The 20,380-nt window shown below is 32.0% G+C and carries 22 protein-coding genes; 14 read left to right on the top strand and 8 right to left on the bottom strand.

Going from position 1 to position 20,380, the window contains the following annotated elements:
• Window positions 1-554 precede the first annotated feature (554 nt).
• Window positions 555-1,964: an MFS transporter gene (locus METBO_RS05370; RefSeq protein ID WP_013644666.1), complete on the bottom strand. Its 1,410-nt coding sequence runs from the start codon at window positions 1,962-1,964 to the stop codon at window positions 555-557.
• 283 nt (window positions 1,965-2,247) lie between these two features.
• On the opposite strand from METBO_RS05370, the gene METBO_RS05365 reads away from it, so the two are divergent.
• From METBO_RS05365 to METBO_RS05350, 4 genes are all read left to right on the top strand, one after another.
• On the top strand, window positions 2,248-3,861 hold the full coding sequence (locus METBO_RS05365) for an NAD(P)/FAD-dependent oxidoreductase (RefSeq protein WP_013644665.1): 1,614 nt from the start codon (window positions 2,248-2,250) through the stop codon (window positions 3,859-3,861).
• Window positions 3,862-4,410: 549 nt separating this feature from the next.
• Window positions 4,411-4,674, top strand: coding sequence for a hypothetical protein (locus tag METBO_RS05360; RefSeq protein WP_013644664.1), 264 nt, complete (start codon window positions 4,411-4,413; stop codon window positions 4,672-4,674).
• Window positions 4,675-4,738: 64 nt separating this feature from the next.
• Window positions 4,739-4,942 carry a hypothetical protein gene (locus METBO_RS05355; RefSeq protein WP_013644663.1) on the top strand — a complete coding sequence of 68 codons (204 nt, stop codon included), beginning with the start codon at window positions 4,739-4,741 and terminating at the stop codon, window positions 4,940-4,942.
• A 232-nt stretch (window positions 4,943-5,174) separates the two neighbouring features.
• Entirely contained in the window at window positions 5,175-6,443 is a 1,269-nt protein-coding gene (locus METBO_RS05350; protein ID WP_013644662.1) for a metallophosphoesterase, read from the top strand.
• Window positions 6,444-6,826: 383 nt separating this feature from the next.
• Here the strand turns inward: METBO_RS05350 and METBO_RS13820 are convergent, their stop codons facing one another.
• Entirely contained in the window at window positions 6,827-6,985 is a 159-nt protein-coding gene (locus tag METBO_RS13820; RefSeq protein WP_013644661.1) for a hypothetical protein, read from the bottom strand.
• A gap of 332 nt (window positions 6,986-7,317) precedes the next feature.
• Between METBO_RS13820 and METBO_RS05345 the strand changes: the two genes are divergently transcribed.
• Window positions 7,318-7,986: an MFS transporter gene (locus METBO_RS05345; RefSeq protein ID WP_013644660.1), complete on the top strand. Its 669-nt coding sequence runs from the start codon at window positions 7,318-7,320 to the stop codon at window positions 7,984-7,986.
• 65 nt (window positions 7,987-8,051) lie between these two features.
• Here METBO_RS05345 and METBO_RS05340 read toward each other — a convergent pair whose 3' ends face one another.
• Together METBO_RS05340 and METBO_RS13380 are read right to left on the bottom strand one after the other, a co-directional pair.
• A complete protein-coding gene (locus METBO_RS05340; RefSeq protein WP_083804463.1) occupies window positions 8,052-8,261 on the bottom strand; it encodes a protease inhibitor I42 family protein in 210 nt (69 codons plus the stop codon).
• A complete protein-coding gene (locus METBO_RS13380) occupies window positions 8,228-8,425 on the bottom strand; it encodes a hypothetical protein (RefSeq protein WP_048186368.1) in 198 nt (65 codons plus the stop codon). Before METBO_RS13380 ends, METBO_RS05340 begins: the two co-directional genes overlap by 34 nt.
• 204 nt (window positions 8,426-8,629) lie before the next feature.
• Here METBO_RS13380 and METBO_RS05330 point away from each other — a divergent pair, with 204 nt between their 5' ends.
• The 5 genes from METBO_RS05330 to METBO_RS13595 all read left to right on the top strand — a co-directional run bounded on the left by METBO_RS05330 (window position 8,630) and on the right by METBO_RS13595 (window position 12,367).
• Window positions 8,630-8,854 carry a hypothetical protein gene (locus METBO_RS05330; protein ID WP_158304889.1) on the top strand — a complete coding sequence of 75 codons (225 nt, stop codon included), beginning with the start codon at window positions 8,630-8,632 and terminating at the stop codon, window positions 8,852-8,854.
• A 369-nt stretch (window positions 8,855-9,223) separates the two neighbouring features.
• The gene (locus METBO_RS05325; RefSeq protein ID WP_013644658.1) at window positions 9,224-10,204 is read left to right on the top strand and encodes a hypothetical protein; all 981 of its coding nucleotides are present in this window, start codon (window positions 9,224-9,226) and stop codon (window positions 10,202-10,204) included.
• A gap of 153 nt (window positions 10,205-10,357) precedes the next feature.
• Window positions 10,358-11,278: an ABC transporter ATP-binding protein gene (locus tag METBO_RS05320; protein ID WP_013644657.1), complete on the top strand. Its 921-nt coding sequence runs from the start codon at window positions 10,358-10,360 to the stop codon at window positions 11,276-11,278.
• Window positions 11,275-12,006 carry an ABC transporter permease subunit gene (locus tag METBO_RS05315; protein ID WP_083804462.1) on the top strand — a complete coding sequence of 244 codons (732 nt, stop codon included), beginning with the start codon at window positions 11,275-11,277 and terminating at the stop codon, window positions 12,004-12,006. The genes METBO_RS05320 and METBO_RS05315 overlap by 4 nt, the downstream gene beginning before the upstream one ends.
• A 190-nt stretch (window positions 12,007-12,196) precedes the next feature.
• Complete coding sequence (locus tag METBO_RS13595; protein WP_158304887.1) at window positions 12,197-12,367, top strand: hypothetical protein; 171 nt, start codon at window positions 12,197-12,199, stop codon at window positions 12,365-12,367.
• Window positions 12,368-12,554: 187 nt separating this feature from the next.
• On the opposite strand, the gene METBO_RS05310 is transcribed toward METBO_RS13595, so the two are convergent.
• The 3 genes from METBO_RS05310 to METBO_RS05300 form a co-directional block, all read right to left on the bottom strand.
• Complete coding sequence (locus tag METBO_RS05310; protein ID WP_013644655.1) at window positions 12,555-13,232, bottom strand: alpha/beta hydrolase; 678 nt, start codon at window positions 13,230-13,232, stop codon at window positions 12,555-12,557.
• A 120-nt stretch (window positions 13,233-13,352) separates the two neighbouring features.
• The gene (locus METBO_RS05305; RefSeq protein ID WP_227717256.1) at window positions 13,353-14,501 is read right to left on the bottom strand and encodes an MFS transporter; all 1,149 of its coding nucleotides are present in this window, start codon (window positions 14,499-14,501) and stop codon (window positions 13,353-13,355) included.
• A gap of 218 nt (window positions 14,502-14,719) precedes the next feature.
• Entirely contained in the window at window positions 14,720-16,105 is a 1,386-nt protein-coding gene (locus METBO_RS05300) for an MFS transporter (RefSeq protein WP_227717247.1), read from the bottom strand.
• A 176-nt stretch (window positions 16,106-16,281) separates the two neighbouring features.
• On the opposite strand from METBO_RS05300, the gene METBO_RS05295 reads away from it, so the two are divergent.
• Both METBO_RS05295 and arcC read left to right on the top strand, forming a co-directional pair.
• Window positions 16,282-17,802 carry a radical SAM/SPASM domain-containing protein gene (locus tag METBO_RS05295; protein WP_013644652.1) on the top strand — a complete coding sequence of 507 codons (1,521 nt, stop codon included), beginning with the start codon at window positions 16,282-16,284 and terminating at the stop codon, window positions 17,800-17,802.
• A 176-nt stretch (window positions 17,803-17,978) separates the two neighbouring features.
• Complete coding sequence (arcC, locus tag METBO_RS05290; RefSeq protein ID WP_394294931.1) at window positions 17,979-18,932, top strand: carbamate kinase; 954 nt, start codon at window positions 17,979-17,981, stop codon at window positions 18,930-18,932.
• Window positions 18,933-18,971: 39 nt separating this feature from the next.
• Here arcC and METBO_RS13590 read toward each other — a convergent pair whose 3' ends face one another.
• The gene (locus tag METBO_RS13590; RefSeq protein ID WP_013644650.1) at window positions 18,972-19,142 is read right to left on the bottom strand and encodes a hypothetical protein; all 171 of its coding nucleotides are present in this window, start codon (window positions 19,140-19,142) and stop codon (window positions 18,972-18,974) included.
• 270 nt (window positions 19,143-19,412) lie between these two features.
• Here METBO_RS13590 and METBO_RS05285 point away from each other — a divergent pair, with 270 nt between their 5' ends.
• Window positions 19,413-19,700 (top strand): ferritin family protein, encoded by a 288-nt coding sequence (locus tag METBO_RS05285; protein WP_013644649.1) that lies wholly within the window; start codon window positions 19,413-19,415, stop codon window positions 19,698-19,700.
• Window positions 19,701-19,961: 261 nt separating this feature from the next.
• Window positions 19,962-20,306 (top strand): rhodanese-like domain-containing protein, encoded by a 345-nt coding sequence (locus METBO_RS05280; protein ID WP_013644648.1) that lies wholly within the window; start codon window positions 19,962-19,964, stop codon window positions 20,304-20,306.
• The last annotated feature ends 74 nt before the right edge of the window (window positions 20,307-20,380 follow it).

Raw genomic sequence — 20,380 nt, 5'->3', positions numbered from 1 at the left:
AAATATATGATTTGTATTATATATTAAATTTGCACATTTAATTAATAAAAATTTTTAGGAAGGTTTGAAGGAATATGAAAAATTTAAAAAAACTTTCCCCTCTTCTTTTTTGAAATAATACCTATTTTATTTTTCCATTTTACCAATACAAATTCTAGGTATGGTTTTAATTATTATATTATTGGTTTTTATTTCATGATAGAAAATCATCCTCTGCAAAAATAAAAACAATCAAATACCCAACTGCGTTATATCGTGGTTAAAAGAAATAAAAGTATTAAGATTGTATAAATTAATTATTATATAATCATAGAAATTTATTTAAAAAGTAGTTTGATCCGTACTGTTTTTTTTTAGTTTGAGGATGTTCTCCAGGTTAGGTGATCATTTGATTGTTCCAAAACAAGAGTTCCGTGGAGAACACCCTCAAGTCTAACTATTAAATATATTCTATATAAATTTTGTTTAATAATTTGGGTTAACAACACACCATAAAAATAAGGTGAAATAGGGTATTAAACCATTTGAATCCACAGGATTCATTGATGGATGTTTTAAATTGTCTGCTTGTTTATTTTATTCAAAATATTTCTAAGTAGGGATATTAATATTGCAGCTACACCTAATATCGTGAAAATAAGAAATGCTACTCTGGTGCTTATTAGTAGTTCAGGATAATTTTGTGGATTGAATTGAATCTTACCTAGGTACACTTCAAAAATTATTAGGGTAAATCCCATGCCAAATGTTTGCCCCAGAAGTCTCATTGTGCTTGCAGAGGCTGAAGCCAATCCAAAATATCTTTTTTCAACAGATGACATTATTAAATGTGTGTTTGGTGCTGAAAAAAGTCCAATTCCAATTCCTACAAAAATTAATCCGACTATTAGTAGGTACACGCTTGTTTCCATGTTTAACAATGTAAATATAAATAATCCTATTGTTATTAAAATGGTTCCAAACAATGCTAATCTTCCAGAATCAAACCTATCAGATAACTTACCTGCAACAGGGGATGTTAAAACCATGACAACTGTTTGAACAGCTAGAATAAGTCCAGTTATATTGGGATTGAATCCCTTTATGTACTGCAGATACAAACTAAGTAAAAATCCTATTGATAGTATACCCATGTAATTCAGGATTATTGTAAAATTTGATAGTACAAATGGTTTGTTGCCCATGAACATTTTAATTTCGAGAACAGGATTTTCAACCCTTAATTCCCAAATAATGAATGATATGAGACTTAAAATACCCAACATGATCATGAACTTACCAAAAGTTCCTTTAATGTTTGAGAATCCTATTAGAATCAAAGCCAGCATAAGCATGTACAGTAACGATCCAGGATAATCTATTTTCTCGCTACCCCGTTCACCATCTTCAACTTCATTCATTTTCCAAAATATAAGGATTGTTAACATGAATCCCATGAAAATCATGAGGTAAAATATACTTCTCCAACCGAAGTACTGTGTTAAAAATCCTCCTAAAACTGGACCAATTACAAGTCCTAAATAAACAGTGGTGACATTTATCCCTATTGCCTTTCCACGTTCACTTGATGGAAACACTGATATTATAATTGCAAGTCCCGTGACAAATATCATTGCACTTCCAATACCCTGAATAACCCTACTTACTATTAGAAAATCAACAGAGGGAGCAATTGCAGATAAAAAACAGGCCAGGGTAAGGATTATAATCCCATATCTAAAAACCTTTTTCATCCCATAAATATCTGCAATTCTACCCATTGGAAGAGCAAACATTGCAGATGTTAAAAAGAACGATGTAGTAATCCAACTTAATAGAATTGCATTGGCTGATAATTCATTTGCAATAGTTGGAAGTGCTATGTTGAGTGAACTACCAATAAATGGAGTTAAAAAAGAAGCAATAATAACAATCAACAAAATGTAATTCTTGTTTACTTTGTTGTTGTTATGAGAAGTATCCATAATAAAAAGTTACATGTTAAAAGGATAAACATTGCTATATCATAAATTATTATAATTTCAAACCATTAGATTCTCAGACTCTTTAATTTTAGTTTTAAGACGTTAACAGCAGTAGGTTTAACAATTTTTCTTTAAGTCCCTGAATTTCAGAGTGTATGGTAACAGAAAGAAATATTTTTAACTTCTCACATGTATAATTCAGATATTGAAACAATTATTTAGGAGACTAAATTACGTAACTCTTTGTTGAGTTGGACAAATTCTTTTTAAGGAAGAAGATTAAATGGTGGAAGATCAAGAAATTGCAATTATAATTGGAGCTGGACCTGCAGGTTTAACAGCAGCATATGAACTATTAACTAAAACCAATATCAAACCTATAATTCTCGAAAAAACAGGAGAAATTGGCGGTATTTCTAAAACAGTTAATTATAAGGGTAATAGAATTGATATTGGAGGTCACAGATTCTTTTCTAAATCAGATAGAATCATGAAGTTTTGGAAGAACATACTACCCCTTCAATGTGCACCAGCACATGATGATCTCATCCTAAAGAGAGAAGTTCAATTGAGTGAATCCTACCAGAATCAAGGACTAAACAACAAAACCATAGAGGAATATGATGTTCCGGACCCTGAAAAGACAGATAAGGTAATGTTAAACCGGGCCAGGGTGTCCAGAATATATTTTCTCAGAAAATTTTTTGATTATCCTGTTTCACTCACTCAGGATACCCTTAAAAATCTTGGCTTTAAAAGAACATTTAAAATTGGTATGAGTTACATAAGCACTATTTTAACTCCTTCTAAGCCTGAAAATTCCCTTGAAGACTTTTTCATCAACAGATTTGGTCGAGAGTTGTACCTAACCTTTTTTAAAGATTATACAGAGAAAGTCTGGGGAGTTCAATGTAGTGAAATCAAAGCTGATTGGGGTGCTCAACGAATAAAAGGGTTATCAATCCAAAAAACCTTGGAAAACGCTGTTAAATCAAAATTTTCAAATGCTTCAAATCTCTCACAAAAAGATGTTGAAACAAGTTTGATTGGACAGTTCATGTATCCTAAATTTGGGCCCGGACAGATGTGGGAAGAACTTGCTGCTAGGATCTTGGAAAAAGGGGGTGAAATCCACCATTATCAAGAAGTTGAAAAGATTGTGACCGACACTAAACATGTTAATTCTGCTGAAACCATGGACTCAAGATCTGGAAAAACTCAAAAATGGATTGGAAACTACTTCATATCCACAATGCCAGTTAAAGATCTGATACAATCATTTGATAATGTACCTGAAGATGTGGCAGATGTTGCAGGTGGATTGATTTACAGGGACTTTATCACCGTGGGATTGCTTTTAAATGAACTAAAAATAAAAAATGAGTCCGAATTAAAAACAATGAACAATTTAGTTCCGGATAACTGGATTTACATACAAGAAAGGGACGTTAAAATTGGAAGACTTCAAATATTCAATAATTGGAGTCCATACTTGGTTAATGATCCTGATAAAGTTTGGATTGGACTTGAGTACTTCTGCAATGAAGGTGATGATTTATGGGACATGTCAAGATCGGAATTCACTGAATTTGCTGTTGATGAACTGGTTAAAATAGGCATTATTAAGCGAGAAGATGTTTTAGACAGTGTAGTATTGAAGGTAGAAAAAACTTATCCGGCATATTTCGGATCCTACGATCGTTTTAATATTATTAGAGAATTTACAGACGAGTATGAAAATCTGTATCTCATAGGAAGAAATGGTATGCATCGTTACAACAACATGGATCATTCAATGTTAACTGCCATCACCGCCGTTGAAAACATAGTAAAAGGTGTTAGATCAAAGAACAATATTTGGAATATTAATGCCGAAGAAGATTACCATGAAGAATGATTTATTCTAAAAAAAAATAGAATAGATGTTAAACTTAAAACTGATAGGTTGTTTAAGATATTTTATAAACGAAAAGTTAATGACCATTTTAAGTTTAACAGCTATTTAAATCTGGACTCAATTATTTTTTAAATAACATTACAGTTATAGGATTCAATTTAAAATCTAAAATAAAATTTGTTCATTTATCCCATTTTTTTGAATGTAAACGTTTATAATTCTTGCACTTACACTCTAATTCATTCTTATTAATTATACAATAAAATGCTCCATTAATCAATTTTAGATTTTCACAATAATTCATATACAACTTATATCATGCCTCAAATTCATTTTAGTCCCGTATAAAATATAATTTTTGATTTTTTAGTGTTCAAAATTACATTTATCTCAAACTGTAAATATCTTCGTATCGAACTAAATAGAAAATTTTATCTATAAATCAATATTAAAGAGTATATTGGTGGAAATTTTTCCACCAAAAAAATCTATATGTTAAAATATACATTTCATGTTTATGCTGTAAAAAAATGTTTGAGGCGTTGAAAAATGAAAAAAAATCTTACTAACACCCCAATGAATTCTAATCAAAGCATAAAAGAGAATAAAAAAAGAATAATAGTCTTAGAAGCTAGAAAAGATAGATTAAATGAAGAGATTGAGAAACTCGAGAAAAAAACCAATAAAAATTTGATCGAGAAAACTAAAATTGAACATCTCAAACATGAGCTAAAATCCAGATATGATCAGATAGATGAACATCGTAGATATTTAGACAGATCAAAGGAACTGTTAGAAGACATGGATCTATAGGGTAGTTCCAAAAATTAAAGAGTATATGAATTTTTGAAAAAACTAAAATGAGGAGGCAAATAATATGATATTACCTAGATATGAATATTTTTTATGCAACTGCGAAAAGGGAGATATTATCCTGACTAAAAATGGATTTGGAAAAGTTAGAAGTAATAAACGGAAAGGAAATGATAGAAAAGCAGTTTATACAAGCATAAAAGGCTGTAACAAATGCGGTAGTACCATTGATTCCCATGGAACAGACCTCAAAAAGACACTTTTATAAATTCTGTAATTACAACGTGAATGAGCACGAAATTTCATAACTTTTTTAATTTTTTTTAAAATTAAATTTTTATAAATATTTTTTTTAAGGGATTATCTATCCACTCAATTTAACAACGAAACTAAATACCAAAAATACATAACAAACCAAGTCCAAAATTAGATAAATTAAAAAATAAAGATTTAATTTACATTTGTAAAAATAATGAATCTGTTTTATGGAGGAATATCCATTGACATCAAAAAATTCTGTGGAAAGCGACATAAATGAAGATGTAAAATCTATTGAAGTTGTGGAAGGTGAAAGATCCTGGATAGTTTGTATAAGTGACTTGCACTTGGGAGCAGATGATACTTACTCGGAACTAACTAAAAACAGAGATGCATTGATTGACTTTTTAAACTGGGTCAGATTCTCACCAAATATTAAGGAACTGGTAATAGCTGGTGATTTAATTGATGAATGGTTTGTACCAATGAACTTGGATACATTCAAAGGAAAGACACAAATGGACTTCGTAAAAAATGTAGCATTGAATAATAAACCTGTTATAGATGCATTTAATGATATCATAAATGATGGTCAGATCAGACTAACATATGTGCCTGGAAATCATGATATATTAATAACAGCCGAGGAAATTGAAGCTATTCTTCCTGGAATAAATCAATCCCGTGATGTTAGGGGTTTAGGTGCCTACAGTCCAGATTATCTTCCGGAGTTAGTGATTGAACACGGCCACAGGTACAATTTTTTCTGTGCTCCAGACCATTCAAACAGAACAGTTACCCAAACAGATTCCATTCTACCAACAGGATATTTCTTTACAAGAATGGCAACCAGTTCAGTTGTTCAGGGAAGACCTAAAATAGATATGAACATCCCAATTGTTACGGAAAATGAACTGGGAGAAGAACAATACCTTTATTATCTCTACTACAAAGCATGGGAAAAATTAATAAATGTTTTCCCAGTGAACGAAGGAATCAACGAACCTGCAATCCATACTGGAATCGATGGATTTACCAATTCCTATGCAATTAAAGACGTTCTACCCTACCAGGACCCAGAAAATAATTATATAGATGTCAATCTGTACAAGGGAATAGTGGAAAGTTGGGAAGAAAGACAAGCCAACAATTTAGTCCCAATTTTAATTCCTACAGAAGAAGCGATTTTAAAGGCAGCCCTATCAAGCCATTTAGATGATCAATCAGCAAACCAGTTTTTCGTTAACCCCCACTCTAACAAGAGGATCGTAATATTTGGACATACACACGATGCCAGACTCATTACTTCTTACAATGAAAATATGGATGCAAATGTCTATGTAAACTCTGGAACCTGGATTGACAGTAAGGATTTGACCATGACATTTGTAGTTGTAATACCTCCAAAGGATGATAAATCCAATAAGGGATACGTTGGACTGTACCAGTATGCAGATGAAGGTAAAATCAGTAAATTGGATTCACAAATTATAAACAATCTTAAAAACTAAACTAAAGGATTTAAAGAAGTTTAAAGGTTATTAAAACCTTTCTTACCTTATTTTTTTTTAATTATGATTGATTGGATTATCAAAGAATATTATGCTAAAGAAGTTTTAAAAGAAATATTTAATTTCAATTGTAAATTTTAATATAGGGTTAATAAATGTATAAATTTCCGTAAAAACATTAATTAGGACTTCAAAACTCTAAACGAAACAATTAAAGAGTTATTATAATTTTGATTATTTTATAAACCATTTAAAATAGTATAAATTTATCATAATCACACTTTAAGACCCTAAGTTAAATCTTAGCACTATAAAAAACAATTTTGGGATTTGAATAAAAAAAAATTTTAGAATTCAAGATTAAAATTGGCTTGAATTCAAATTTATCTTGCTATTAAACTTATAATTCCTGTAATAAGCATCACAAGTATAGCTACATATAACAGCCATAGTGCGAATGCAGGGAATAGTAGTAGAATTATCAGGAAAATAATGGCAAGAGCTACCAACGATCCCCCATTAGCTTGGTTTGTTTCCACCATATTTTTCACCTCCTTCATACTCTTTACAGCAATTATCAACTTATTGTAATAATTATTATGTCATTATGCTTAGATATAGTTTATTATTAATCATGACAAAGATTACCGATAAAGTCTGATTATTCTTAGGAAGATAATTAAAATAATTGAACACATCATTCACTTGTTTAGTATGAGTAAATTGGTAATAACAATGAAATATTAACCCAATATTATTTTTAGTAGAAGAGGATATCATAGTCATTACGTGAATAAAAATTTGAGAAAATTTTCATATCTGAACCAAATAGAATAATATGAAAAAGTTCAATTAAAAAGTATGAGGTGTTTAAGTGGGTTATTTGGTCTGCAGTAAATGTAAAAGTTATTATAAATTACAATCTAATGAATCACCAAAAAATTTTTCTGATAACTGTGATTGTGGTGGTAAATTACGATACATAGAAAATTTAGATATTGTTGACCCCAGTTGGAAACAGATCACATTTAGAAAAAAACCTACTATGAAGGAAAGATGGAATAAAAAATCCAAATCATTATTCTCACTCCCAAAAATCAACCTAAAAAATCGATTAAATCAATTTTATTATAATTACATAGGAAGACATATCTATAAAGCTCGACACCAACAAAGAGTTCATCGAAATCCTCCAGGAATGCAAGCAGGCTTTTTAAACTCCTTGATGAATGAGTTTCATCTGGAAAATATTCAATGGAACCTAATCATTCCTATGACAATAGCAATCACCCTAATATTAGCATTCACCCATGGTATCTCTCTACTTCTCACGTTTGTATTGTTGGTAATTATGGGTTACTTATCTAAAAACATGATTATTGGAGCTAAAAATGCGGTAATTGCAGGAGCCATATCCTTTTTCTTAGGAAGTTTGTTCATTGGTTCATTCCTACTAATAATACCTTATGCCATATTAGGAATTATTAATGGTGCAGTATGTGGTTTAATTGGAGGATATCTCAAAACAAAAGGATTCAGATAAATTTTACTCAATCAGGGTACTGAAAATAGAAGTTGATTTTGAATTAAAAAAAAATAGAATATGACTTATTCAACTACAGTTACGTTGTAGATTTTTCTGTCTAAAGGGTGAATTGTGTCCCAAGATCTTAAAAGTTCGAACATCACGGACTGTGTCCCTGGCTCTGTTGCTCTAAACACAAATACTCTTTTACCAGGAGATCCTGCTGCCATGGTATTTGGTGGTAAATATTCTTGGCTTATCAGCATAACACCTGAAGTACTGGCACGTAGCATCCATTCATATCCCGTTGATCCACTGTTGTCAACAACGTTACAACAAACTCATCACCTACTCCAATAGTATTATCTGACAATTTTAGAGTAGAATCTGCAGCATATGATCCAGAAGTCATTAACAAAACAGTTAAAACCAACAATAATATTCCAAACTTTTTCAAAATTTATCACTCCCCTGTACAATTTTAAATTAAAAGTTTTAATATATAATGTTATCTTCCTCCATTAAATAAAATTTTCCCGTAGGATCTCCAAAAAATACTTCAGACATTAACAAAAATGATAATTAAGAGATTAATAGATGATTATTAGTTCGAATGTTACCTCAAATTTGAGTATTAAGAATGAATAAATAAATAATTTAAATGGAGTATATGATGAGCAAAAGAGAACATGAAACTTTATTTGAAAGAAAAACTAATGTTGGACCCTTCTCAAATTGTGCTGACATTAAACCTCAAAAGGAAGGATTTAATGACGCCATATGTGAAGTATGTGAAAAAGTATTTAAAACTAACGAAAATGTATATATTTGCCCAGAATGTATTAAAAAAGAAAAATACAAAGGTCAGGTTGATTTAAAGGAGTAAAATATATGTTTTTATAGACATATTATACTGTCAATTTCAATAGATCCAATTTTTTACTATCTATTTAGTTCTCATAATTTAATTCTTAGTTCTTTAATGGATTTTTAGTTGGAAAATTATCTAATTTTATTGGTATTGACTGACTATGTGGCGCTTTAGTTGAAAAGCAATTTTATTCCATGATAAGTTTGTGTTAATTATGGGAAATTAGGATCTAAAAATAACAATTTAAAAAGTAGTATTCAATAAATAATTTCAAAATTCTTGTCATTCTATTTACCGTTATTATTATTTTTACCTTGCAAATAAGCATAATTATATGGAATAACGAACATAAAATATAATATAACTATAAAGGGAGGTGAAAAAATGGTCGACGTAAAAGAAATTAAATCCATTGAACTGGTGCCTTTCACACTTATGACATCTTCAATTAGCGCTATATTAGGCCTTATATACGCAATATTACTACTAATTGCATTTGGAGCATTATCCGCATTTTTACCAGGAGCTGCACTAATATTTGCAAGCTTAGGTATTTCGATGATAATCCTCTACCCTCTAGGAACATTTCTAGTTTACATTGTTCTATCGTTCTTAACTGCACTCCTCTACAACACATTTGTACCAAGACTTGGCGGTATAAAATTGGGATTAGAAGGAGATCAGATCACATCGTTGCCAGTAGTGTCATTTGCACTGATTCAATCAGCTGTTGCAGCAGCATGGGCTTTGATAGTTGGATTACTATTAACTGCAATAATATTACCTTTAACAACACTCATTAGTACAGTAATCCCACTAGTTATGCAACTTGGAGTTGATGCAATCAACAACGCAACTGCAATGTTGAGTACCAGCACCATAGCAAACAACGTATCTATCAACGCAACTAACTTTACAGCCGCAAATCTTCCAAACGGCTCTGCCGTAGGAAATGGAGGCGTAGTGTTGGCATTGATGTTGATAATTGGATTACCAATTGCAGTTTTCATTTTCGTATTCATTGGAACTGCCCTAGCTTCAATCTTCTACAACTTCTTAATACCAAGAGTTGGTGGTGTTAGATTGTTGTTTGCACAAGCAGGATCTGCACATGAGATAACATCTATCCCAGTCGTTGCAGCTTCTTTAGCAATTGCTGTAGTCGCACTTATATTTGGTATCATAAGTGGACTAGTTGGTTTAATTGGTATGGCATCAGCAGGAAATGCAGTTGGTGGAGTTGAATTCCTCATATACGATATCATAAGATATTTTGTAGGAACCTTCATAATGGTTGCAATTGTAACCATAATCTACAACTTCTTAGCACCAAGAATCGGAGGAATTCAGTTAAAACTTGAATAAAGGCATTTTAAGACCTTTATTTTTTTTATTTTTTTTAGAATTGTTATCTATTAAATACTCTTTTCAAATATTTTATTAATAACATTATTATAGATGAAATATATATTTTTTATAAGTAGTTTATTTGTCAAATAAAGAATCCGGATTGATAAATTGATAGACGCAGAAAATCTCACAAGAAAGTTTGATGATTTGATTGCAGTAGATAATCTCAGCTTTCATATTAATGAAGGAGAAGTATTTGGTTTTTTAGGACCTAATGGTGCCGGGAAAACCACAACTATTAGAATGCTTAGTTGTTTGATATCTAAAACCAGTGGGGAAGCCCGAATTGCAGGATATGATACCTCAGATGAATCTGAAAGCTTAAAAATTAGGAAGTTAATTGGATTGCTCCCTGAAAATGTTGGACTTTACGATGATTTGAGTGCTTATAAGAATTTAGATTTTTATGGGAAACTTTATGATTGTTCTTTAAGCAAGAGGAAAGAGAATATTGAACATTTTCTTAAGATGTTAGGTCTGTGGGATAAAAGAGATGTGAGTGCAGGTACATTCTCCAAAGGAATGAAGCAAAAGCTTGCAATTGCCAGAACTTTAATTCACGACCCTGAAATATTATTTTTAGATGAGCCTACAGCAAATTTAGATCCAGAATCATCAAAAACTGTCCGAGAATTTATACTAGATCTTAAAAATGAGAATAAAACCATATTTATCAACACCCACAACTTGGATGAAGCCCAGAGAATATGCGATAAAATTGGGATCTTTAACAAAAAATTAATGGCGATAGGATCTCCTGAAGACTTGGAAAGATCTGTTTGGAGTAATAAAACCGTAATTCAATTAAAAAGGGTAACTGAAAAAATTTTAGAATCGCTGGAGAGTTTAAGTATTGGCAAATTCACATCCAACGATACTGAAATCAAGATTGATGTAAATGATCCTGAGTTGGATAATCCTTTAATAGTCAGTACAATAGTTGCTGCTGGTGGCGAAGTTCAATACGTTAATAGGTTAAGCCCGACCCTTGAAGAGGCATATCTTAAAATTGTGAAGGGTGGTAAATGATGAATTTCTCCAAATCTTGGGTCATTGCTAACAAAGATTTCAGTATATTTATGAAGAAAAAAAGAATTTTATACACCTTGATAATTTTGCCATTAATATTTTCAATTATTTTACCATTGTCCATCAGATCTTTAACCAATGAAACTGATCCTGCTGATGTAATAGCTTTAATAAACGCTTTTTCGTATTTCTATGTTATATTGGTCTACATTCAATCAACAACACTTGCTTCTTACAGTATACTCGGTGAAAAGATTGAACAAAGTTTAGAACCACTTCTTGCTACTCCCACAACCGAAAGTGAACTACTACTTGGAAAAACCGTGGCGTCATTTCTTCCATCTGTGGCCATAATATATGCAAATTCAGTTATATTTATGGTTTTAATAGATCTGTTTACAAAAACCAGTTTTGGCTATCTTTTTTATCCCAACTGGACCATGGCTTTCATATTATTGGTAGTTGTACCATTATCATCTATCTTCAGTATACAGTTGAATGTAATTATTTCATCGAGGGTGAACGATGTTAGAACCGCAAATCAGTTAGGTTTTTTGATGTTTTTACCATTCATGGGATTGTACATTCCACTGGTAACAAATTCTCTGTCGTTAAACATCGTCAATTTAACAGTACTATCGTTTACCATCTTACTAATAGATATAATACTGTTTTATATCAGTAAATCCACATTTAACCGTGATAAAATCCTGACTAAATGGAAATAATTATCCCAAAATCCACGGCATTAAAACTTTTTTTTATGTCAGAAATTTATTTAATTTTAAACAAAATACTGAAAAGATCTGAAAAATCTTTCTATTGTATCTGTTTATACTCTGATTATTGATTACTTTTCATATGCTCTTGCACTATGGCTAAACTATTATAAGTACACGTTATTATTGGTGATAAAAAATGGTGCAAAATAGCTACAAGAATAATGTACAGAACCAAGCAGTTAATTATTCAATACATGCCATCAAATTTTTAGATCCTCAAAATAAATTATTGGATTGTGATACAGAGGGCATGTTGGACTTTGAAGTTCAAACAACGCTTGAATCATTCATTAAAACTAAAAAATAATAATATATCTTCAGGAATTGATATTTAGAAAAAATATGGTAGAATGGTACTCAAGTTAAATTATTTTCTCTTTTTTTAACCCATTCTACCCATTATTGTCTCCCTAAAATCCACTTTTAGGATCATTGTCGTGGACTGATATTTTATAGTATAGATATTTGTTCCTAAGGAACTGCATTAAAATGTTTTAGTACCATTTTTGAAGTTTTTTAGTTACAGCTTCAAATGTTGGTTCCAATGTGTATATATCTACATGTAAAGCATCATCAATTTCAACAACTTCATAGCCTGCAGATGTTAATTTATCACATTCAGCAATTATTTCAGGTACATCGCGTGAACCACGTATTATAAGGACATTTTCGGGATCAAACTCAATTAGTGGAATTTTTCCCAATGTTGTGAATAGATCAGTCACAGATCCGTTTACTCTGTAATCCCTGAGTACCCTAATCATTCCTTGAGTTTTAGGGCCGAATGTTTTAGCCAATGCTGGTGATATTCCAATAGCGTAATCTGCATCACTTATTAAAGATAATCGTCCTCCAAGTGAATGACCCACAGCTGTTACCTTTCCAAACTGTTTGAAGTATGTTATAGCTGTTTCGAGATCTGAAAGAATTTTTCCATCCATTTTGCAACTGTTCTCACCATGGCCCCTAAGATCAATTACTCCAGTTGTGAATCCTGTTTTTGCTATTCGAAAAGCTAAACCTAACATTTCTTCCTTTGAACCTCCATAGTTATGAGCAACAACTACTGAACCCCTTGATTCAGGTGGTGTTAACTTCAAAACAGGTACTTGGCATCCGTAACCTTCTATTATAACCTCTTCAATCTCTAAAGAATTTTTATTCTGTTTCATAATGCTTCATCCCCCTTGTTGTTGACTCCTGGAAAATAAAATTAAAAATTTGATTTGTTAGAAAACTCTAAATTTTAATTCTCCAAACCAAATCTAATAAATTTTCTATTTCGTACTCTTTTAGGCTATTTTCACTGATTTTTTGATTAACAACGATAATCCAACTCCTAAAAGCAGTATTAATCCCATTACTAAGTATGGTAAAATGTTTATGCCTGTGTCAAGTAGTGTTATTGCTAAAATAGGGCCAATTCCTGCACCTATAAAGAGGATTACAGTGTGTAGTGAGAGTGCAGCTCCCCTTGACTGGCCGCCTATTTGTCCGATGATTGTTATTAAAGCAGGGGCTGTTACTGCTATGCCTGCTACAAATATTACACTTAATAGTACTAGTATTTGGATGCTGCTTACGAAAGCTATGGAAGTTAGGCTTATTGCTGCTATTAACAACCCTCCAATCAGTACGTTGAATAATCCAAATTTTTTGACAAACAAACCTGATGTTGCTGCAAATATTATTCCAAATATTCCTGCAGCTCTAACATAGAGAATTTCCTGACTGTTAAGACCAAATTGAGGTTCTATCAAATAATATCCCAAACTCGTATACATACACATCATAGACATTAAAAACATCACATCAACTGCAAAACATAATATAAGGGGCTTTATCTTCAGTAGAGATGCCATATTTTCAACAGTTTGAATAATGCTTGTTTTAAGACGTGGTAAGTTGTCATTTGGCAATAATAATAGTACTAAAACTAACGTTACTAGATATGTGAGTCCCATTATGTAGAATACATAGTTCCATGCCAGATATTGATTTATTAGTCCGCTTATAACTTGTCCTACAATTCCTGCCATTAAAAATCCTGTTACAAGAAAACCTGTGGCAGTTAATTTTTTATCATCTGGAAACATTTCTGGTATGTATGCCAGTGCAACTGGAGAGAATGATGCTGCTACAGCACCTTGTAATGCTCTCATAGTTAAAATCCAATATATATTATCAAACAGTCCCACTAACGGTGTGATAACTGTTAACATTGTCATACCTATTAAAATAATTTTTTTTCGGCCGTATCTATCAGACATGGGCCCATAAACAAGACAGCCAACTGCGAAAAATATGCAAAATATGCTACTTGTCCATGCTGCCACTCCTGATGGTACATCAAATGTGGATGAAAACAAAGAAATTAATGGTATGGTAAGATACATACTCGACATGACAATTAAACCACACCAAAATAGGATTAATGTCATTAAAGAGTAGTTTGATTTTGATTTAATAGTAGTAATTGATTTATTCATTAAAAACCTCTTAAAAAATAGTTTATGTAAGCAAATTTATATCGTAACAAGATATAAATATTGTTGTTTTTTCTATTTCCTTCATGAAAATTTTCAACAGTAAAACTGTCATCCAACAAAAAAAAGTTTTATCAACTAAAAATGTAATTTGACATTATCAAAGATTACTGTTACGATGGATTCATCTGTTGTTTTTTGCTCTTGAGTCCAAATGCTAGAATTGTCATAATTAGGGCAATAACACCCATGATAAAGTAAGATAATTGATAACCCAAAATAGTACCAGCGTATGAACCAATCAACGCTCCAATCAACGCCCCGCCCATTAATTGACCAACACTCGTAATAATATTGATCAACGCTTGACCAGATGCTCTTTCCTTAGCTGGGCTTTCAACGAGCATTATGTATCTTGGTGGGGATCCTATGGCAGTACTCATTCCAACACCAACCAGGAACCCTGAAATAATAATAAGATACAATGATTCTGGAAACATTCCTAGCATTAATAGGCCTATTGACATTATAAACGAACCAGTTATCATTATATTTTTTGATCCGAATTTATCCAAGAGCTTACCAATTATTGGAGCTCCAATTGCCATTGTAACAACAATCGGAAGTAACATCAAGCTTGCGGCGGAACTGTTTAATGATAGTCCTATGACTACAAATGCTGGTATAAAAATTGTTGCTGCTTGAATTAATCCTGTTCCAACCATCATTGTATTAATAAGTTTTACTTCTCGACTTTTGAATAGATCAATCTGGATCAGTGGATCTTCTATCCATTTTTCAACCTTCCAAAGAACAGGTAAAAGTATTAAACTTAAGATGAGGTAGGGCAACACTGAAAGTGACAGTAAACTGTTTATAAAATTGTTTGCTTCGATCTGATTCAAACCGTAAGCCAAAGATATCACTAAGATGCTTAAAATAGCCAGACCATACCAATCAAATTTGATGTTCCTATTAACCACAGTTTTTGGAAGTAGGTAGTAACTTCCAACTAGTAACATTGCAGAAATTGGTAGATTAATGATAAATAGAGATTGCCAGCCAAATTTAAGGAGTAAACCTCCTAATATCGGCCCTAATACACTTGAAATACCCCATACTGAACTAATAATACCCAGAGCCCCACCTCTTTTTTCAGGAGGGAATATATCTCCGATAAATGCATTTGCAACTGGAAATATTCCACCAGCACCCACTCCTTGAACTGCCCTACCAATGAGCAACATTTCAAATGAGATGGATGTAATGGTAATGAGGGATCCAATGGCAAATAGAATTATATCTAGCATGTAAATAGTTTTACGACCGTATATGTCTGATAGTTTGGCCATTAATGGAGTTCCAATCATGAAAAACAATATGTAAATGGTAAATACCCATGAAAGAAGCCTTTCATTTACCGCGAAGTAGGATTGTACTGCTGGAAGTGCGGGTCCAACAATGCCAATATCAAGGGATCCCATGAAAACCCCAATGAAAAGTAAAACCAACACTTTGTTGTTACCATTTAATTCCATGTGAATCATTTGATCTTTCAAAATAAACCTTTTTTTGTTCTGATTTTTTCCAACCATGTTCCTATTTGACCCATACATATCGATCATTAAATTTATTATTGATGCTGTTCTAAAGTGTAATAAGGTGATTTAGTATAATTTTTTTTTTGAATAGATGAAAATTCTTGTTCAACATCAAATGTTAAGAAGGATGTAATATGGAAAATTGTGCGAAAGAAAAAAAAAGTGATATGGATATTGGAGATATGATCAGATCCTTTGAAGCCGTAGCAAACAATCCATTTTCAAAATTTATTATAAGTAGAACCTTTGATTATTGTGAAAAGGATCATGGAAATCGTCTTGAAGTAGGGCTTGAGTTACTTTTTAACAAAAGAAAAACTGCATGTATACGTTGCAAAGGACTTTCTAAAATGTTATCCTTCATTATTAACAAGGGAGTTAAGACTTTTGGAGTTACTGATGACGACCTAAAAGAATTAATGGAAGATCCTTATTGGATAAAAGGTTTAAGCAGTGTAATTAAAGGAATTGGAGAATTTGGAGTTAAAAAGCCATTTGTACCTGGAGCTCCTTTTCAAGTAGTATGGAACATAACAAAATCATGTAACATGAACTGTGCCCATTGTTACGAGAATGCAGGTAAAAAAGCTGATGATGAACTGAACAGTGAACAAATAAAACAGTGCCTTGAGACTTTGTCAAGAAGCGGCGTTACATCAATAGCATTTTCTGGTGGTGAACCCACAACTAAACCCAATATTAGAAATCATATTAAGGATGTTGCAGATCTTGGTATATACCCTGCAATGGCCACAAATGGATACAGCCTTTCTAACAAAAAACTTTGCGACAAGTACGTTGATTCGGGACTCCAATTTGTACAGATAAGTTTAGATGGTTTAAATCCTGAGACCCATGATAAATTCAGGGGGATTGATGGTGCATGGGAAAGGGCAGTTCAAGCCATAAAAAACTTCGTGGAAGAAGATATATTTGTAGAGGTATCAACCACTGTGACCCAACACAACATCGATGAAATTCCTAGTATGATAAATTTCGTAAGGGAACTTGGTGCACATTGGCTCATGTTGTACAATTTCATACCAACAGGTAACGGCCTCAATATCAGTGAAATGGACATATCTCCACAAAAACGGTTTAATATGCTAAAAACAGCCTATAATGAAAATTTTAAAGGAGATATGCAAGTACTTTCTACTGCTCCCCAGTATGCATCTGTCGCAGAATCCCTTCAAAATATGAAGTCAAGTATTATTCCAACTCATTTTTATAATCCGGAGTATGAAAATCCTCAAATTATGCAGTTAGCAGAATTTGTAGGAGGCTGTGGAGCTGGAAGGTTTTATATGAGTTTAGAACCAAACGGCGATATGTATCCTTGTGTGTTCTTTCCCCATGATGAATTTTTAAGGTTGGGAAATATTTTAGAAGATGATTTTGAAGAAATTTGGCAAAATCAACCTCTTTTAAATGATCTGAGAAATAAAACCCTTTTAGAGGAAAATTGTGGAAGCTGTGATAACAAAAATATCTGTGGAGGCTGCAGAGCCAGAGCATATACCTACTTAGACAATGTTCAGGCACCGGATCCAGGATGCATAAATAATCAGGTCAAATGGGACGGTATAAGGACTAAAACTCCGGAAAATATTTCAAATACTGAAGATAAATATGTAAATTCGGAATGTAAATAAAATTTTATTTAAATTCAACTTATTTTGATGAGATATTAATAAAGTTTCACCTTTATTTTCGTATAGATAAGCTCGTTTTCGTTTCCCAAGGATTTATTCAATCATTTTAAACTTCATGAAACAAATATAGTATATTAGAAATTATTAACTTCATGTACATATGTAGGATAACGGAAGTGATTAGTTTGACAACAAAAATACTGGTTTCACTAGGTGGAAACGCAATACTTAAACATACAGACAAGGGAAATGCAGAAGAACAATTTTCTAACACTGCCAAAACTAGTCACGTGTTGGTTAACATGCTTAAAGAAGATTATCATATAATTTTGACACATGGTAACGGTCCTCAAGTGGGAGATATTCTACTCGCATATGATATTTCAAAGGATATAGTTCCTCCAATGCCCCTCGATGTATGTGTGGCACAGACCCAAGGAATGATAGGATTTATGCTCCAATTATCACTTGAAAATAGTTTAATTAAAGAAGGTATGAAGAAGTCCATAGTTACCATCTTAACACAGACCATTATTGATAAGGATGATCCACAATTAAACAAACCATCCAAACCCATAGGGCCATTTTACAGTGTAGATGAATCAGAAGAACTCCGCAAAAATCATGACTGGGTTATTGTTGATGATAATGGAAGAGGTTATAGAAGGGTTGTTCCATCTCCATTACCAGTGGGTTTTGTGGAGGAAAGTTCAATTAGAACATTGTACAACGAAGATAAATTCGTAATTGCCTGTGGAGGTGGTGGAATCCCTGTAATGAAAAATGAAGCTGGTAATTTTGAAGGTGTTGAAGCTGTTGTGGATAAGGATCATACTTCCTCATTGCTGGCATCTAAAATTGGGGCAGAAGTACTGCTCATTTTAACAGATGTTGAGAAAGTTGCTGTGAACTTTGGAAAACCTGACCAAAAATATCTCGACCATTTAACTGTCCAAGAAGCAAAGGATTATCTTGAGGATGGACAATTTCCTCCAGGAACCATGGGTCCAAAAATAAAATCAACCATAGATTTTATTGAAGGCGGAGGTAAAAAAGCTATAATAACATCAATAGAAAAAAGCATAAAAGCTCTAAATGGCCAGGCAGGAACCATTATTACCAGAAACTAAAAAAAATGTTAATTAATTTAAAGGGTTAAAAAATAAAGGTTAAGGTTTATCTCTTTTGAGATTATCAACCTTGTTTTTCTTTTTAATTCGTTCGGAATCCAAACCTTTAGGTCCTAATAAAAGTTCAGGATTAGTACCATCATGAAATTTGTTGTCCTTACTGATTTTCTTTTTTTTGCTAAGATCCACATCACATTTCTCATCTGCCATACTTTCACCCCTTAAGAGTTTGAGTTGAGTTTATGAAATCATTCAAGTTATTCCAATCTTACCAGCTTATTTCAGTTTCATACACTCATTATCATCTTATATTTTGAAATTTATATAATTATCTGATAATGTAATAAATTTTATTTTTAATTATTATTACAATTCTGTTTCATTGATTTTCAAAAAATTTGGTGCAAATAAATAAAAAAAAAGTAGGTTGGTTGAAAAATTTTACAAACTAAAAAAAACATAATATGTATTGGTTAAAAAATGTTGTCAAAAATACCCATAGATATTGGAAAACTGAAAGGTGAAGATTTAAATAGAGAAATTTTAAGGGCTGCAATAATAGGAGAACTTGATGCCATTAATCTCTACGAAGAATTCGCTAACATGACAGATGATCAAGACATACAAATAGTTCTAAGAGACATTGCTCAAGAAGAAAAAACCCATGTAGGTGAATTACAAACACTGTTGTTAAGGGTTGATGAAGAACAAGCTATAGAATTAGAGAAAGGGAAAAAAGAAGTTGAAGAGTTAACAAGAAAAAAATGAGTAACTAAAACCCCTTAAAGATTTTAAAAAAATCTTAGTATATCTGCAAGAAAAAAATCTCAAATAAGATCTGTCTAAATTCAGATTCATTAAAATCCTATTAGACAGCTATCAAAATACATATATAAGCACATATTCCCGTCTAAATTTCAAGTGTCAAATTTTGTATAGTTGTTTGTCTTAAATTGCATAATTGCAACATGGTAATTAGCCCTTTTTTTCTTAAATTATGAAAGTAATTATAGTTGAGGTGTCAAAAAAATGTTGAAATTTGTTACAATAAATCCACAAGATGCGTTTAAGATTATGGAAGAGAAAGGTTCAGAAATTACTATCCTAGATATACGTCCCAAAAATGAGTACGAAGAAGAACATGTTCCAGGTGCAGTGAATTTAGATTACAATGGACATGAATTTAAGAAAAAAGTGGAAATAATGGATAAAAATGTTGATTATATAATTTACTGCGAAAGTGGTGTTAGAGGAGGTTATTTCATGGGTAAAATGGAAGAATCTGGATTTAAGTCTGCATATAACATCCTTGGAGGGTTTGTTGGATGGAAAATTAGTGAATTACCCACTGTATCAAACAATAAAACAAAATAAATTTTTATTTAAAACTCTTGAAACCAACCAAAGATTTATGTGATAGATAATAAATATTTTTAAAAGCAGATCAA

The sequence above is a fragment of the Methanobacterium lacus genome (assembly GCF_000191585.1).
Taxonomy (GTDB): domain Archaea; phylum Methanobacteriota; class Methanobacteria; order Methanobacteriales; family Methanobacteriaceae; genus Methanobacterium_B; species Methanobacterium_B lacus.
The sequence above is the reverse complement of the archived record's forward strand: the minus strand, read 5'-3'. Positions and strand labels throughout refer to the sequence as shown.